A 14,683-nucleotide genomic window follows, 5' to 3' on the forward strand; every position below is an offset into this window, starting at 1 on the left:
GTCCGTGAGTTGTCGAAGTCGCGGGCTGGTTGCCGTTGACGTAAACGTCAATTGTCGGGGAAAAAATGGCGGCCTCGCGGGCCGCCTCGTTCAATCGCCGCGGCGATCGAGCGCCGCCGTTCAGCTCAGCGCGGCGAGCGCGCGCGCGGTGATCTCGTCGACCGTGCCGATGCCTTCGATGCGGCGGTACTGCGGGGCCTGCGCATCGCCGGAGGCGGCCCAGCTCGAGTAGTAGTCGACCAGCGGACGGGTCTGCGACTGATAGACCTCCAGGCGCTTGCGCACGGTCTCTTCCTTGTCGTCCTCGCGCTGGATCAGGTCCTCGCCGGTGACGTCGTCCTTGCCGGCAACCTTGGGCGGGTTGAACTTGGTGTGGTACGTGCGGCCCGAGCCCACGTGCACGCGGCGGCCGCTCATGCGCTCGATGATGGCGGTGTCAGGGACGTCGATCTCGAGCACGAAATCCAGCTTCACGCCGGCCGCCTTCATGGCGTCGGCCTGCGGGATGGTGCGGGGGAACCCATCGAAGAGGAAGCCGTTGGCGCAGTCCGGTTGCGCGATGCGTTCCTTGACCAGGCCGATGATGATGTCGTCGCTGACGAGGCCGCCAGCGTCCATCACCTTCTTCGCGGCCACACCCAGTTCGGTGCCGGCCTTGACGGCGGCGCGCAGCATGTCCCCGGTGGAGATCTGCGGGATGCCGAACTTTTGGCAAATGAAAGCGGCTTGAGTGCCTTTGCCGGCGCCGGGCGCGCCCAGAAGAATCAATCGCATGGGTCTCCTCGATACGTGGAGAGGGCGCGCCGCACGGGTCGACGCGCCCTCGAAAACTGCGGGCGAGGATAGCATGCGCTGGCCTACGGCCTGCTGACGCGGCACCGGAATGAATTGAGGTGTAACCCTGTCGGGCCATGCGCCCGGACAGCCGGGAACCCCGATGGCGAGGGCTCCGGCGGGCTTCGGCCGCCGATCGGCCGCCGATCAGCAGCCGATCAGCAGCCAATTGGCCGCGGTTGCGCCGTCCCTCCGCGGCGCGTCATCGGCCCATCAGCGGCCCATCAGCCGCCGCACCCGCTCGAGGTCCTCGGGCGTGTCCACGCCGGGGCCCGGACGCTCCGCGCTGACATGCACGGCGATGCGCTCGCCGTGCCAGAGCACGCGCAGTTGCTCGAGCGCCTCGATCTGCTCCAGCGGCGAGACGGCCAGCGTCGGGAAGCGCCGCAGGAAGCCGGCCCGGTAGGCGTACAGACCCACGTGGCGGAGCACCGCGTCCGGCTTGACGCGGGCGCCGCCGCCGGGCGCATCACGCCACCACGGGATGGGAGCGCGGGAGAAATACAGCGCCAGGCCTTGCGCGTCGGTGACCAGCTTGACGACGTTCGGGTTCGCGAACTCGGCGTCGTCGTCGATCGCGTGAGCGACCGTCGCCATCGCGCATTGCGGCTTCGCGGCCAGCAACCCGGCGCAGGCGCGGATCATCTCCGGCGCGATCAGCGGTTCGTCGCCCTGCACGTTCACGACCAGCGCGTCGTCGGGCAGGCCGAGCAGCTCGACGGCCTCGGCCAGGCGGTCGCTGCCGCTGGCGTGGTCGGCGCGGGTCATCAGCGCGCGGATGCCGTGGGCCTCGCAGGCGTCGCGCACCTGCGCCGCGTCGGTCGCGACGACGACCTGCGCCGCGCCCGCCAGCGCGGCGCGCCGCGCGACCTGGACGATCATCGGCGCGCCGGCGATGTCGGCCAGCGGCTTGTTCGGCAGCCGCGTCGAGGCCAGCCGCGCGGGGATGACGATGTGGAATCCGGCGCTCACGCCGCGTCGCCCTCGCCGTCGGTGGCACGGGCCTCGTTGGCCAGCATCACCGGGATGCCGTCGCGGATCGGGAAGGCCAGGCGGTCGGCGGGGCACACCAGCTCGCGCTCCGGCAGCCCGGTCGCCACGGCATTGCGGCGGTCTTCCAGCGGGCCCTTGCAGACGGGGCACACCAGCATCTCAATCAGTCGATGGTCCATGGGGGAGCAGCCGCCGCAGCTCGCGCTGCAGCGCCTCTTCAAAAGCGGGTTCGGGGCGGAAGTCTAGCGCCACCACCCAGATGCGGCAGCCCTGCAGCGCCTCGGGACGCAGCTTGACGGCGTCCTTCTCGGTGATGACGACCTCGTCGGTGCGGGCCCAGGGCAGCGGGTCCAGCCTGGCGTGATCGGGCAGCGCGAGGGCACGGAAGTTCAGGCCCTGTTCGCCGAGCATGTCGAAGAAGCGCTGCGGCCGCGCGAGTCCGGCCGCGGCGAGCAGCGGCTTGCCGCGCAGCGCATGGAGCCGGTCGAGCCGCGCCGGCTCGCCGCGCCACCAGTCGGCCAGCGCCACCGCGCCGGCCAGATGCCGGGTGCCGACGAAGCCGGGCAGGGCGGTGCTGGGCCGGCCGGTGCTGTAGAGCACCAGCGTGTCCGGCGACGAACCGGGCGGCGGCGGCAGCGCGCGCGCCTGTCGCAGCGGCCCGGCCGGCAGCAGCCGGCCATTGCCCAGGCCCCGCTCGTCGAAGACCAGCAGGCTCAGTTGCCGGGGAAGCCGCCAGTGCTGCAGTCCGTCGTCGGACACCAGGACCTGGAGGTCGGGGCGGGCCTCGAGCAGGGCTCGGGCGGCTGCGATGCGGTCGCGGCCCACGGCCACCGGCACGCCGGCGCGCAACTTGATCAGCAGGGGTTCGTCACCGGCGTCCTCGGCGCGGTCGCCATCGGCGATGACGCGGACCTGGTCCTCGTCCTCACGGCCGTAGCCGCGCGAGATGACGCCAGCCCGCAATCCCAGGCGCTTGAGTGTCTCCAGGACAGCCAGCGTCGTCGGTGTCTTGCCGGCGCCGCCGACCACCCAGTTGCCGACCACGATCACCGGCACGGGCAGCGACTCGCTCTTCTTCAGGCCGAGGCGGTACAGCGCCACGCGCAGCCGCAGCACCAGCCCATGCAGCGCGGCCAGCGGCCGCAGCAGATGGGCGAGGCGGTCGTCATCGCGCCAGGCGCGCTGCAGCCGGTCCTCCAGGGCCGGCCGGGTCATGTCCGGTCCCGGGCCATGGCGGTCACTGGGGCTTGTTGGCCGCGAAGGTCAGTCGCGTGAGGTTGGCGCGGCGGGCCGCGTCCATCGCGTTGACCACCGCCTGATGCGGCGTCGCCGCGTCGGCGGAGATGATCACGACCGGCTCCTGCTTGCCTTGCGCCGCCTGCTGCAGCGCACTGGTCAGCAGGTCCACGCTGCGGCCCTCGACCGCGCTGCGGTCAATCGCATAGCGGCCGTCGGCCGAGATCGCCACGATGATCTCCGCCGGCCGGTCCTTGAGCTGCTGGGCGTCGGCGGTCGGCAGCGTGAGCTGGAGCTCGGTGAACTTCGAGTACGTCGTGGACAGCATCAGGAAGATGAGCACCACTAGCAGCACGTCGATGAACGGGATCAGGTTGATCTCCGGCTCCTCGCTCTGACGGCGGCGGAACTTCATGCCTTGGCCTTGCCTTGCGCGGGGGCGGCGACCGGCGGCGGCACGGTGACCGGGCCGCTGCTCGCGGCGCCCGTGCCGGGCATCGCGCGATTGGCCAGGTGGGTCAGCAGGCGCTCGCTGGCCTGCTCCATGTCGACGATGTAGGCCTCGATGCGGCCGCGGAAGTAGCGATAGAACATCAGCGACGGGATCGCGACGATCAGGCCGAACGCGGTGTTGTACAGGGCGATCGAGATGCCGTGCGCCAGCAGCGCCGGGTTGTTGCCGTTCGGGCTCTGGCTGCCGAAGATCTCGATCATGCCCACCACGGTGCCGAGCAGGCCCAGCAGCGGCGCGGCCGCGGCGATCGTGCCCAGCGTGTTCAGATAGCGCTCCATCTGGTGGATCGCATGGCGTCCAGCCAGCTCGAAGGCCTGGCGCAGGCGGGCTTCGCCGGCGCGCGGATCGGCCTGGGAGGCGCGCAGCCCGGCGGCCAGCACCTGGCCCAGCAGCGAGTTCTCGGCCAGCTTGCCCACGACTTCCCCGCTCGGGATCTGCAGCTGGGTCACGCCCAGCACTTCCTCGATCAGGCTGGGCGGCGCCACCCGGGCGGCCCGCAGGCTGACGACGCGCTCGATGATCAGCGCCAGGGCCACCACGGAACACAGCAGCAACGGCCAGATCGGCCAGCCGGCGGCTTGTATGATCGAAAACAAGGCTTTCCCTCCGTTCGGGCATCTCCGGCCCGGCGGCGCATTATGGCGCCACGCCGCCCTCGCGCAGCCCACCTTGGACTCTCATCACAAGCCCTTACAAACATCCACCGATCCTGTGGATAACTTTGTGGGCAACTGCCTGTGGAACCGCGCCAGGGCCCATCGGCAAACGGGAAGGATTAGCCTGCTCAAAAAACAGGCAGGAAAAAGCTTTTGAAAAACAAGCGCTTATCGATCTGTGACGCGGGCATGACAGCCCGAACGGCCCGCGGAGCCAGTATTGGCGCGGCTGTGGAGTTCCGGACCCGCGCCAATGCTGGGTTTGCACATGATTGACGCCCCGAAACCCGCATCGCCACGAATGGTCTGGGGGGTAGCGGCCCTGTTGACGGCCCTTTCCGACGCATTGCAGTCCCGGTTCCCCGTGGTGGCGGTGCAGGGCGAGCTCTCCGGATTCACGCGCGCCGCCAGCGGCCATTGCTACTTCAGCCTGAAGGATGCCGAGGGCCAGCCGGCGATGCTGCGCTGCGCCATGTTCCGCCGGGCGGCGGGGCTGATGGACTTCGCGCCGCGCGACGGCATGACGGTGGAACTGCGCGGCCGGCTGGACCTGTACGGCCCGCGCGGCGAGCTGCAGTTCATCGTCGAGGCGATGCGGCGCTCCGGCGAGGGCGCGCTCTACGAGCAGTTCCTGCGCCTGAAGGCGCGGCTGGAGGCGCAGGGCTGGTTCGACGCGGATCGCAAGCGCCAGCCGCCGCCCTACGCGCGGCGGATCGGCGTCGTCACGTCGACCGCCGGCGCCGCGCTCCACGACGTGCTGACCGCCTTGAGACGGCGCGCGCCGCATGCGCGCGTCTTCATCTATCCGACGCTGGTGCAGGGCGCGGACGCGCCGCCGGCGATCGCGCGGGCCCTGGCGATCGCCAACGAGCGCGCGGACGCCGAGGTGCTGCTGCTGGTGCGCGGCGGCGGCTCGCTGGAGGACCTCTGGGCCTTCAACGACGAGCGGGTCGTCCAGGCGGTCGGCGAGTCGGCGCTGCCGGTGATCTGCGGTGTCGGGCACGAGACCGACATCACGCTGGCCGACTTGGCCGCGGACCTGCGCGCGCCCACGCCCACGGCGGCGGCGGAGCTGGCCACGGTGGCCCGCCAGCAGTGCCTGGAGACGCTGGACGCGCTGGAACGCCAGCTGCTGCGCCGCGTCGAGCAGCGCCTGGATGGCGCGGCGCAGCGGCTCGACCGGCTGGCCTTGCGCCTGGCCCGCCCCGGCGACGCGCTGGCCCGGCAGCGGCGCCGGCTGGATCTGCTCGCGCAGCGCCTGGGCCAGGTGGCACCGCGCACGGCCGGGCTCCAGACGCAGCGGCTGCGGCACCTCGAACAGCGGCTCGGCCAGGTGGCGCCCCGCGCCGCGGCGCTGGCGTCCCAGCGGCTGGGCCATCTGGAGCAGCGGCTGGACCGCGCGCTCCCGCAGCAGGCGCAGCGCGCCGCCCATCGGCTGGAGTCGCTCGAGGCGCGATTGCAGGCGCTCGATCCGCGTCAGGTGCTGGCGCGCGGCTATGCCTGGCTCGATGATGGCCAGGGGCGGGCGCTCAGCTCGGTGGACCAGCTCCGCGAGGGTCAGGACTTGCGCGCGGTGCTCGCCGACGGCGAGGCCGATCTGCGGGTCGGGCGCGTCGCGCGCCGCGACGGCTGAGGGGCGGGCGGCGCCCTGGGGCGGCGGGGTACGCGTGCTCCCGGCAGGGGCTTGATTTCGCTGCCTACAATCACCCGCGACATCCGTCCCACCACCAACCGATTAGGAGTCCCTCATGGAACACGTCCTGCCCGAGCTGCCGTACGACAAGAAGGCACTGGAGCCGCACATCAGCGCCGAAACCTTCGAGTACCACCACGGCAAGCACCACAAGGCCTACGTGGACAACCTGAACAACCTGCAGAAGGGCACCGAGTTCGAGAACAAGACGCTGGAAGAGATCGTCAAGACCTCCAGCGGCGGCATCTACAACAACGCCGCCCAGATCTGGAACCACACCTTCTTCTGGAGCTGCATGAAGCCCAACGGCGGCGGCGCGCCGACCGGCAAGCTGGCGGACGCGATCAACGCCAAGTGGGGCAGCATCGACGCCTTCAAGGAAGCCTTCCAGAAGAGCGCGGTGGGCAACTTCGGCTCGGGCTGGACCTGGCTGGTCAAGAAGCCCGACGGCTCGGTCGACATCGTCAACACCGGCGCGGCCGGCACCCCGCTGACGACCGCCGACAAGGCCCTGCTGACGATCGACGTGTGGGAACACGCCTACTACATCGACTACCGCAACGCGCGTCCGAAGTTCGTCGAGACCTTCCTGAAGAGCCTGGTCAACTGGGACTTCGCGCAGGCCAACTTCGGCAACTGACGCCCCGGCGCCCGCCACCCGGGCGCTGAAGGACGAACGGCCCGGGAGCGATCCCGGGCCGTTGCCGTTTCAGGGGACGGGTCCGGGCGTGCGGACCTTCGGGCTCACTTGGGCCAGGGGCCGCCGCGGAGCTTGGCGCCGGCCTTCAGGCCGCGCTTGTCGAACCAGCCCTTGTTCATCTCCAGCACGTAGCGCACCGGCTTGGCCGAGCAGTGCGAGGTGTCGGACAGCGGCTGCATCTCGACGATGTTGACGATGGTGCCGTCGTCGGCGACGAACGCGGCCGACAGCGGGATCAGCGTGTTGCGCATCCAGAAGCACTGCTGGGCGGGCTGCTCGAAGACGAAGATCATCCCGGCGTTCTGCGCCATCTCCTTGCGGGCCATCAGGCCGATGGCGCGCTGCTCGTCGGTGCGCGCGACCTCGGCGTGGATCAGGTGCATGCCGGCTCCCAGTTCGACGACCGGCAGTCCGGTCTGCGGAATCTGCTGGGCCGCCGCCGGAGCGGCCGCCAGCATCGCGGAAATCGACAGGAGGGCCGACAGGGCGGCGGACGATGCGGCGCGTTTGATATTGAGCATGTTGCAACCTCGAGGTTTCGCGGATTATCGCGGCCATGTTGCCCGCCCCCGCCGCCATGGCCCGTGCCGGCGCCCTGGGCGCCGATGCCGCTCCCGCCAATCGCCCTGGCCCCGACACGTCACTGACGGGCCGCGCCGCTCGCGGCCGGGACGCCGAGGCCTTGAGCGCGTTCACCGAATGGCGCACGGACGCGGACGGCACGCGTCTGGCCCGCTCCCGTCTCAAGCTCTCCGGCATGCATTGCGCGGCCTGCGCCGGCCTCATCGAGGCGCTGTTGCAGGCGCGGCCGGGCGTCCGCTCGGCGCAGGTGAATCCGTCGACGCAAGCCCTGACCCTGGACTGGTCACCGGCGGCGGTCACGCTGGACGAACTCCGTCACTCGCTGGCCGGCGCCGGCTACGACTTCGCGCCGGACCTTGCCGGCCCCGCGCGCGACCTGCGCCGCCGGGAGCATCGCCAGGCGCTGTGGCGGTGGTTCGTCGCCGGCTTCCTGATGATGCAGGTGATGATGCTGGCCTGGCCGTCCTACGTGGCCGCGCCGGGCGAGATCCCGCCCGATCAGACCGCGCTGCTGCGCTGGGGGCAGTGGGTGCTGACGCTGCCGGTGATGCTGCTGTCGGCGGGTCCCTTCTTCCGGGCCGCGTTCATGCAGTTGAAGGGGCGGCGCCTGGGCATGGACGTGCCAGTCGCGCTCGGGCTCGCGGTGGCCTTCGCCGCCGGCAGCGGCGCGACGCTGGATCCCGGCGGACCGTTCGGCCACGAGGTCTATTTCGATTCGATCACGATGTTCGTCAGCTTCCTGCTGGGCGCGCGCTACCTGGAGCTGCGCGCGCGCCATCGCGCCGCCGAGGCGCTCGAGCAGGCCGCCGACGCGCTGCCCGGCAAGGTCGAACGGCTCGCACCCGACGGCATGGCGGACTGGGTCGACATCGATCAACTGGCACCGGGAGATCTTGTGCGGGTGGCCGCCGGCCAGCGCATCCCGGCCGACGCCAGCGTCGAGAGCGGGCATGGGGCCGCCGATGAGTCGCTGCTCACCGGCGAATCGCGCCCGGTGTCGAAGGCGCCCGGCGATGCGGTGCTCGCCGGCAGCCTGAACCTCGCAGGCGCGCTGACGCTGCGCGTGCTCAGGACGGGCGAGTCCACCCGGCTGGCCGGCATCCGCCAGCTGATGGCGCAGGCCTTCGAGGATCGGCCCGCGACGCTTCGCATGGCGGATCGCGTCGCCGGCTGGTTCCTGCTGGCCGTGCTGGCGCTGGCGGCCGCGGCGGCCGTCGCCTGGCAGTTCTTCGATCCATCGAGAGCGGTGTCGGTCGCCGTGTCGGTCCTCATCGTGACCTGCCCCTGCGCGCTGTCGCTGGCGGCCCCGGCGGCCTGGATCGCCGCCGCGGGCGCATTGGCGCGGCGCGGGCTGCTGCTCACGCGCCTGGATGCCATCGAAGCGCTCGCGCAGGTCGACCGGATCGTCATGGACAAGACCGGGACGCTCACCGATCCCGCGCCGCGGATGGCTCGCCAGTGGCCGCCAGTGCTCGATGCCGAGGCGACGGCGGCCGCGAAGGCGCTGGCGGGCGCGTCCCGTCATCCGCTGTCGCGCGCGCTGACGGACACGTTGACGGACACGTTGGGGGCGCCCACCACACCCACTCCCGGCGGCTGGTCGTCGATCGAGGAGTTCAGCGGTCGAGGGCTGCAAGGCGTCGACGCGCGAGGACGCTCCTGGCGGCTCGGATCGCCACGCTGGGCAACGGCAGGGACGGCTCCCGAAACCGATGCGATCGAGGACGCGCAGATCGTCCTCGGTTGCGAAGGCCGGGCCCGCGCGGCCTGGACCTTCGGCGAATCCTTGCGCGAAGGGGCGGCGGCCGCGCTCGGCGCCTGGCGGGCGATGGGCAAGGAGATCGACCTGTTGTCGGGCGATGCGCCGTCGCGGGTCGCCGCGATCGCGGCGCGCGCCGGCCTCGTGCGCTGGCGCGCCGCCGCGGGTCCGGAAGAGAAGCTCGAGCATGTCGCCGCGTTGCAGTCGCGCGGGCATCGCGTGCTGATGATCGGCGATGGCATCAACGATGCGCCGGTGCTCGCGCGCGCGCAGGTGTCCATCGCGATGGGGCAGGGCGCCGACCTGGCCAAGGCCAGGGCCGACGCGCTGCTGCTGTCGGACCGGCTCGACGCGGTCACCGCCGCGCTGCGCCTGGCGCGCCGGACGCGGCGCGTCGTGCGGCAGAACCTCGCCTGGTCGGCGCTCTACAACGCCGTCTGCGTGCCGATGGCGCTCCTGGGCTGGCTGCCGCCCTGGGCGGCGGGGCTGGGCATGGCGATGAGTTCGCTGCTGGTGGTCTGCAATGCCGCTCGACTCGGCCGCGCCGCCGCGGCGCATCGCTGACGCGCCGGAGCCTGCGGCATGGACATCCTCTATCTCCTGATCCCGCTCTCGGTGGTGCTGGTGCTGCTGGTGCTGGCGGTGTTCGGCTGGGCCGTGAACGACGGCCAGCTCGAGTCGCTCGATCGCGAAGGACAACGAATCCTCGAGGACGACGCCCAAGCTTGATCGCCATCAACACGCGCCTGTGTGTGCCGCCAAACAATCGCCGCCATTCGCGCGACGAGCGCCACAAGGAGCCGATATGCCAAGCACGAGAGGGTCGACGGGAGGAGGGGCCGCGGGGCCCAGTTATGAAGACGGGGTCGTCCGCGCATTCGCGCTTGCCGCGGTGCTGTGGGGCGTGGTGGGCATGCTGGTCGGCGTCGTCATCGCCGCGCAGCTCGCCTGGCCCGAACTGAATCTCGGCATTCCCTGGCTCAGCTACGGCCGCCTTCGGCCGCTGCACACCAACGCGGTGATCTTCGCCTTCGGCGGCTGCGTGCTGATGGCTACCGCCTTTCACGTCGTCCAGCGCACCTGCCATGTCCGCCTCTTCGCGCCGACGCTGGCGTGGTTCACCTTCTGGGGCTGGCAGCTGGTGATCGTGCTCGCCGCGATCACGCTGCCGCTGGGACTGACCACCGGCAAGGAATACGCCGAACTCGAATGGCCGATCGACATCCTGATCGCCGTCGTCTGGGTCGCCTATGCGATCGTCTTTTTCGGCACCGTCGGCGTGCGCCGCGTGCGCCACATCTACGTGGCCAACTGGTTCTTCGGCGCCTTCATCATCGCGGTGGCGCTGCTGCACATCGTCAACAGCGCCGAGATCCCGGTGTCGCTGACCAAGAGCTACTCTGCCTACGCGGGCGTGCAGGATGCGATGGTGCAGTGGTGGTACGGGCATAACGCGGTGGGCTTCTTCCTGACCGCCGGCTTCCTGGGGCTCATGTACTACTACATCCCCAAGCAGGCCAACCGGCCGGTCTACAGCTACCGGCTCTCGATCGTCCACTTCTGGGCGCTGATCTTCACCTACATGTGGGCCGGCCCCCACCACCTGCACTACACGGCGCTGCCCGACTGGGCGCAGAGCGTGGGCATGCTGTTCTCGCTGGTGCTGCTGGCGCCGAGCTGGGGCGGGATGATCAACGGCGTGATGACGCTCAGCGGCGCCTGGCACAAGCTGCGCGACGACCCGATCCTGAAGTTCCTGATCGTGGCGCTGTCGTTCTACGGCATGTCGACCTTCGAGGGGCCGATGATGTCGATCAAGACCGTCAACGCGCTGTCGCACTACACCGACTGGACCATCGGCCACGTGCACAGCGGCGCGCTGGGATGGGTGGGCTTCATCTCGATGGGGGCGCTGTACCACCTGATCCCGCGCATGTACGGCCGCATCGAGATGTACTCGAAGCGCGCCATCGAACTGCACTTCTGGATCGCCACGCTGGGCATCGTGCTCTACATCGCCGCGATGTGGATCGCCGGCGTGATGCAGGGCCTGATGTGGCGCGCGGTGAACGCGGACGGCACGCTGACCTGGACCTTCGCGGAGAGCGTCAAGGCGACCTATCCGTTCTACGTGGTGCGGCTGATGGGCGGCCTGCTGTATCTGAGCGGCATGTGCCTGATGGCCTGGAACGTCGTGATGACGGTCCGCGCCGGCCAGCCCGCCCGCCATCCCATTCCCGGTGCCGCGCTCGCGGCCGCCGCCTGATCGCACGGACCCCGAGGAGCACGTCATGGCCCAATCCCATGCCCCCGCCGCCGGCCACGAGCGCATCGAGACCAGCAACTTCCTGATGATCGTGCTGGTGCTGCTGACGGTGATCGTCGGCGGCATCGTCGAGATCGTCCCGCTGTTCTTCCAGCGCTCGACCACGCAGCCGGTCGAGCACCTGAAGCCCTACACGCCGCTGCAGCTCGCCGGCCGCGACGTCTACATCCGGGAGGGTTGCTACAACTGCCACTCCCAGATGATCCGGCCGCTGCACGCCGAGACGCTGCGCTACGGCCACTACTCGGTCGCCGGCGAGTTCGTCTACGACCACCCCTTCCAGTGGGGAAGCAAGCGCACGGGGCCGGACCTGGCGCGTGTCGGCGGCAAGTACAGCGATGAATGGCACCGCCTGCATCTGACCAATCCGCGCGACCTCGTGCCCGAGTCCAACATGCCCGCCTACGCGTGGCTGGCCGGCGCGGCGCTCGACCCGAAGGAGCTCGCGCCGAAGATGCGCGCGCTGCGGACCGTCGGCGTGCCCTACACCGATGCGCAGATCGCCGCCGCCGGTGACGAGGTGAAGGGCAGGTCCGAGATGGACGCCGTCATCGCCTACCTGCAGGTGCTGGGCACCGCGCTGAAGAAGTGAGCGGAGGTCGACATGCCCGACATGGATCTGAACCTCCTGCGCGCCGCGGTGACGGTGTGCTCGCTGCTGGTGTTCGTGGGGATCGTGGCCTGGGCCTATGCCCGCCGCAATCGCGAACGTTTCGAAGACCTGGGCGCGCTCGTCCTGATGGACGAGGAGCCGGCGCCCCGAGGAGGTCGTCATGAGTGATTTCGTTTCGAACGGCTGGGCGCTGTTCGTCGCCGCGGCGACGGTGCTCGGCCTGGCGCTGTGCCTGGCGCTGCTGATCATCGCCAGCCGGCGCAAGGTGATGGCGGAGGACAACTCCACCGGCCACGTCTGGGACGAGGACATCCGCGAGCTCAACAACCCGCTGCCGCGCTGGTGGATGGTGCTGTTCGTGCTGACCGTGGTGTTCGCGGGCCTGTATCTCGCGCTCTATCCGGGCCTCGGGAGCTTCGGCGGCACGCTGAAGTGGAGCAGTCTCTCGCAGTACCAGGACGAGCAGGCGAAGGCGCGCCAGGCGACGCAGGCGATCTACGCGCACTTCGATGGCAAGCCGGTGGAGGCGCTGGCTGGGGATCCCCAGGCGAGGGCGATCGGCGAGCGCCTCTTCGCCAACAACTGCGCGACCTGCCACGGCTCCGACGCCAAGGGCTCGAAGGGCTTTCCCAACCTCACCGACAACGACTGGCTGTACGGCGGCAGCGGCGACACCATCGTCGAGACCATCACCAAGGGACGCGAAGGCACGATGCCGCCGATGGCCGCGGCCGTCGGCAACGGCGAGGATGTGCGCAACCTCGCCAACTACGTCCTGAGCCTGTCCGGCAGCCCGCACAACTCGGTGGCGGCGGCGCTCGGCAAGTCCAAGTTCTCGGCCTGCGCCGCCTGCCATGGCATGGACGGCAAGGGCAACCAGGCGCTGGGCGCGCCCAACCTCACCGACAAGATCTGGCTGCACGGATGGGGCGAGGCCGCGATCATCAACATGGTCAACAACGGCAAGCACAGCCACATGCCCGAGCATGGATCGCGCCTGAGCCCCGAGCAGATCCGCGTGCTGGCCGCGTATGTCTGGGGGCTGTCGCATGAGCGGCCCTGAGCTCAAGACGATCTCGCTCTACGCGTCCGAAGCGAAGATCTATCCCCGCGCCGTCCATGGCTGGTTCGCCGTGTGGCGCTGGGTGCTGGTGTGGGCCACGCAGCTGCTGTTCTACGGCCTGCCGTGGCTGTCGTGGAATGGCCGGCAGGCGGTGCTGTTCGATCTCGAGGCCCGGCGCTTCCTGATCTTCGACCTGATCCTGTATCCGCAGGACTTCATCTACCTGACCGCGCTGCTGGTGGTCTCCGCCTTCGGGCTGTTCTTCTTCACGGCCGTGGCGGGCCGGCTGTGGTGCGGGTACGCCTGCCCGCAGACCGTCTACACCGAGATCTTCCTGTGGATCGAGCGTCACACCGAAGGCGATCGCGCCGCGCGGATGCGGCTGGACAAGGCCGGCTGGACGGCGGAGAAGGCCCTGCGCAAGGGTGGCAAGCATGCGGCCTGGCTGGCGGTGTCGCTGTGGACGGGGTTCACCTTCGTCGGCTACTTCGAGCCCATCCGCGCGCTGGGCGCCAGCACCGCGCAATGGACGCTGGGGGGCTGGGAGAGCTTCTGGATCCTGTTCTACGGGCTGGCGACCTACGGCAACGCCGGCTATCTGCGCGAACAGGTCTGCAAGTACATGTGTCCCTATGCGCGGTTCCAGAGCGCGATGATCGACCGGGACACGCTGATCATCAGCTACGACGCCGCGCGCGGGGATCCGCGCGGTCCGCGTTCGAAGAAGGCGGACCCGGCCGCGGCGGGGCTCGGGGCTTGCGTCGACTGCCATCAGTGCGTCCATGTATGTCCCACCGGCATCGACATCCGTCAAGGCTTGCAATACGAATGCATCGGCTGCGCCGCCTGCATCGACGTCTGCAACGACGTGATGGACAAGTTCGGCTATGAGCGCGGTCTGATCCGCTACGCGACGCAGAACGGGATCCAGCAGCAATGGACTTCGGCGCGGCAATGGCGGCGCGTGCTGCGGCCGCGCGTCCTCGTCTATGGCGCGATCCTCCTGGCGGTGTCGACCGCGCTGGTGTGGAGTCTTGCGGTCCGCATGCCGTTCAAGGTGGATGTCGTGCGGGATCGGGCCGCGCTCGCGCGTGAGATCGAGGATGGCGTGGTTGAGAACGTCTACCGCCTCCAGATCATGAATGCCGAGGAATCGAGCCAGCGGTTCGTGCTCGAAGCGCGCGGCCTGGACGGCCTGAGCGTGGCCGCGCCCAGAGCTGGACTGACCCTGGCCCCGGCCGAAGCGCGCTGGGTGACCGTGTCGCTGCGGCTGCCGCCGGACGCGGCGCGCCGGCTCGGCAGTGGCGTGCATCCGATGCAGTTCTCGATCCGCCGCGTTTCACCCGACGGTCATGCGCCGGCGCGGGAACTGGTCGAGCGATCCACCTTCGTCGTGCCGAGATGAATCGTCATCCGGGACCTCAACAGGAGCAGACATGACTTCAACGACGAGCCGCATGGACGGCGACCTGCCTGGCAGCGGTCCCTGGTGGCGGTATCCGATGATGTGGCTGGTGGTCGGCGGGCCCGGCGTCGTCGTGGTCGCGGCGATCGCGACCTTGATGCTTGCCGTGATCCATCCGGATCCGGTGGTGAGCGATGCGAGCGTCTCCGATCGCGCGCGTATCGCGGCCGAGGAGGTGCCCGACCCCGCGATGGCGCCCGCGATGAAGGCGCGCAACCATGCGGCCACCGGCGGCCAGACGCCGTGAGG

At 70.0% G+C, this 14,683-nt stretch carries 17 protein-coding genes; 10 read left to right on the plus strand and 7 right to left on the minus strand.

The features are described from left to right. Window positions 1-120 precede the first annotated feature (120 nt). From adk to ACEN96_RS09900, 6 genes are all read right to left on the minus strand, one after another. Window positions 121-774, minus strand: coding sequence for an adenylate kinase (gene adk, locus ACEN96_RS09875; protein WP_495587844.1), 654 nt, complete (start codon window positions 772-774; stop codon window positions 121-123). Between the two features lie 273 nt (window positions 775-1,047). Beyond that, entirely contained in the window at window positions 1,048-1,806 is a 759-nt protein-coding gene (gene kdsB, locus ACEN96_RS09880; RefSeq protein WP_495587845.1) for a 3-deoxy-manno-octulosonate cytidylyltransferase, read from the minus strand. Continuing rightward, window positions 1,803-2,006, minus strand: a complete 204-nt coding sequence (locus ACEN96_RS09885; RefSeq protein WP_495587846.1) for a Trm112 family protein — start codon at window positions 2,004-2,006, stop codon at window positions 1,803-1,805. Before ACEN96_RS09885 ends, kdsB begins: the two co-directional genes overlap by 4 nt. Continuing rightward, window positions 1,987-3,042, minus strand: a complete 1,056-nt coding sequence (gene lpxK, locus ACEN96_RS09890; RefSeq protein ID WP_495587847.1) for a tetraacyldisaccharide 4'-kinase — start codon at window positions 3,040-3,042, stop codon at window positions 1,987-1,989. The genes ACEN96_RS09885 and lpxK overlap by 20 nt, the downstream gene beginning before the upstream one ends. Before the next feature lie 22 nt (window positions 3,043-3,064). Further along, window positions 3,065-3,478: an ExbD/TolR family protein gene (locus tag ACEN96_RS09895; protein ID WP_343640148.1), complete on the minus strand. Its 414-nt coding sequence runs from the start codon at window positions 3,476-3,478 to the stop codon at window positions 3,065-3,067. Then, window positions 3,475-4,173, minus strand: a complete 699-nt coding sequence (locus ACEN96_RS09900; protein ID WP_495587848.1) for a MotA/TolQ/ExbB proton channel family protein — start codon at window positions 4,171-4,173, stop codon at window positions 3,475-3,477. The genes ACEN96_RS09895 and ACEN96_RS09900 overlap by 4 nt, the downstream gene beginning before the upstream one ends. A gap of 328 nt (window positions 4,174-4,501) precedes the next feature. On the opposite strand from ACEN96_RS09900, the gene xseA reads away from it, so the two are divergent. Both xseA and ACEN96_RS09910 read left to right on the plus strand, forming a co-directional pair. Further along, a complete protein-coding gene (gene xseA, locus ACEN96_RS09905; RefSeq protein WP_495587849.1) occupies window positions 4,502-5,866 on the plus strand; it encodes an exodeoxyribonuclease VII large subunit in 1,365 nt (454 codons plus the stop codon). 115 nt (window positions 5,867-5,981) lie between these two features. Further along, complete coding sequence (locus tag ACEN96_RS09910; RefSeq protein WP_343640156.1) at window positions 5,982-6,566, plus strand: superoxide dismutase; 585 nt, start codon at window positions 5,982-5,984, stop codon at window positions 6,564-6,566. A 104-nt stretch (window positions 6,567-6,670) separates the two neighbouring features. Here ACEN96_RS09910 and ACEN96_RS09915 read toward each other — a convergent pair whose 3' ends face one another. After that, the gene (locus ACEN96_RS09915) at window positions 6,671-7,147 is read right to left on the minus strand and encodes a DUF192 domain-containing protein (RefSeq protein WP_495587850.1); all 477 of its coding nucleotides are present in this window, start codon (window positions 7,145-7,147) and stop codon (window positions 6,671-6,673) included. 35 nt (window positions 7,148-7,182) lie between these two features. On the opposite strand from ACEN96_RS09915, the gene ACEN96_RS09920 reads away from it, so the two are divergent. From ACEN96_RS09920 to ACEN96_RS09955, 8 genes are all read left to right on the plus strand, one after another. Continuing rightward, entirely contained in the window at window positions 7,183-9,531 is a 2,349-nt protein-coding gene (locus ACEN96_RS09920) for a heavy metal translocating P-type ATPase (protein ID WP_495587851.1), read from the plus strand. An 18-nt stretch (window positions 9,532-9,549) separates the two neighbouring features. Beyond that, the gene (gene ccoS, locus ACEN96_RS09925) at window positions 9,550-9,696 is read left to right on the plus strand and encodes a cbb3-type cytochrome oxidase assembly protein CcoS (protein WP_495587852.1); all 147 of its coding nucleotides are present in this window, start codon (window positions 9,550-9,552) and stop codon (window positions 9,694-9,696) included. 76 nt (window positions 9,697-9,772) lie between these two features. Next, window positions 9,773-11,233 (plus strand): cytochrome-c oxidase, cbb3-type subunit I, encoded by a 1,461-nt coding sequence (gene ccoN, locus ACEN96_RS09930; RefSeq protein ID WP_495587853.1) that lies wholly within the window; start codon window positions 9,773-9,775, stop codon window positions 11,231-11,233. Window positions 11,234-11,258: 25 nt separating this feature from the next. Beyond that, a complete protein-coding gene (ccoO, locus tag ACEN96_RS09935) occupies window positions 11,259-11,885 on the plus strand; it encodes a cytochrome-c oxidase, cbb3-type subunit II (protein ID WP_495587854.1) in 627 nt (208 codons plus the stop codon). 12 nt (window positions 11,886-11,897) lie between these two features. Further along, window positions 11,898-12,074, plus strand: coding sequence for a cbb3-type cytochrome oxidase subunit 3 (locus tag ACEN96_RS09940; RefSeq protein WP_495587855.1), 177 nt, complete (start codon window positions 11,898-11,900; stop codon window positions 12,072-12,074). After that, complete coding sequence (gene ccoP / locus ACEN96_RS09945; RefSeq protein WP_495587856.1) at window positions 12,067-12,969, plus strand: cytochrome-c oxidase, cbb3-type subunit III; 903 nt, start codon at window positions 12,067-12,069, stop codon at window positions 12,967-12,969. The genes ACEN96_RS09940 and ccoP overlap by 8 nt, the downstream gene beginning before the upstream one ends. Beyond that, window positions 12,956-14,374, plus strand: coding sequence for a cytochrome c oxidase accessory protein CcoG (gene ccoG, locus ACEN96_RS09950; protein WP_495587857.1), 1,419 nt, complete (start codon window positions 12,956-12,958; stop codon window positions 14,372-14,374). Before ccoP ends, ccoG begins: the two co-directional genes overlap by 14 nt. Before the next feature lie 31 nt (window positions 14,375-14,405). After that, a complete protein-coding gene (locus ACEN96_RS09955; RefSeq protein ID WP_495587858.1) occupies window positions 14,406-14,681 on the plus strand; it encodes a hypothetical protein in 276 nt (91 codons plus the stop codon). The last annotated feature ends 2 nt before the right edge of the window (window positions 14,682-14,683 follow it).

This window comes from Roseateles sp. Mitsp63 (assembly GCF_059491535.1).

Coding starts and splice junctions, on each gene's coding strand:
- adk (WP_495587844.1), bottom strand. CDS start 774: ATGCGATTGATTCTTCTGGGCGCGCCCGGCGCCGGCAAAGGCACTCAA.
- ACEN96_RS09885 (WP_495587846.1), bottom strand. CDS start 2,006: ATGGACCATCGACTGATTGAGATGCTGGTGTGCCCCGTCTGCAAGGGC.
- lpxK (WP_495587847.1), bottom strand. CDS start 3,042: ATGACCCGGCCGGCCCTGGAGGACCGGCTGCAGCGCGCCTGGCGCGAT.
- ACEN96_RS09895 (WP_343640148.1), bottom strand. CDS start 3,478: ATGAAGTTCCGCCGCCGTCAGAGCGAGGAGCCGGAGATCAACCTGATC.
- xseA (WP_495587849.1), top strand. CDS start 4,502: ATGATTGACGCCCCGAAACCCGCATCGCCACGAATGGTCTGGGGGGTA.
- ACEN96_RS09910 (WP_343640156.1), top strand. CDS start 5,982: ATGGAACACGTCCTGCCCGAGCTGCCGTACGACAAGAAGGCACTGGAG.
- ACEN96_RS09915 (WP_495587850.1), bottom strand. CDS start 7,147: ATGCTCAATATCAAACGCGCCGCATCGTCCGCCGCCCTGTCGGCCCTC.
- ACEN96_RS09920 (WP_495587851.1), top strand. CDS start 7,183: ATGTTGCCCGCCCCCGCCGCCATGGCCCGTGCCGGCGCCCTGGGCGCC.
- ccoS (WP_495587852.1), top strand. CDS start 9,550: ATGGACATCCTCTATCTCCTGATCCCGCTCTCGGTGGTGCTGGTGCTG.
- ccoN (WP_495587853.1), top strand. CDS start 9,773: ATGCCAAGCACGAGAGGGTCGACGGGAGGAGGGGCCGCGGGGCCCAGT.
- ccoO (WP_495587854.1), top strand. CDS start 11,259: ATGGCCCAATCCCATGCCCCCGCCGCCGGCCACGAGCGCATCGAGACC.
- ACEN96_RS09940 (WP_495587855.1), top strand. CDS start 11,898: ATGCCCGACATGGATCTGAACCTCCTGCGCGCCGCGGTGACGGTGTGC.
- ccoP (WP_495587856.1), top strand. CDS start 12,067: ATGAGTGATTTCGTTTCGAACGGCTGGGCGCTGTTCGTCGCCGCGGCG.
- ccoG (WP_495587857.1), top strand. CDS start 12,956: ATGAGCGGCCCTGAGCTCAAGACGATCTCGCTCTACGCGTCCGAAGCG.
- ACEN96_RS09955 (WP_495587858.1), top strand. CDS start 14,406: ATGACTTCAACGACGAGCCGCATGGACGGCGACCTGCCTGGCAGCGGT.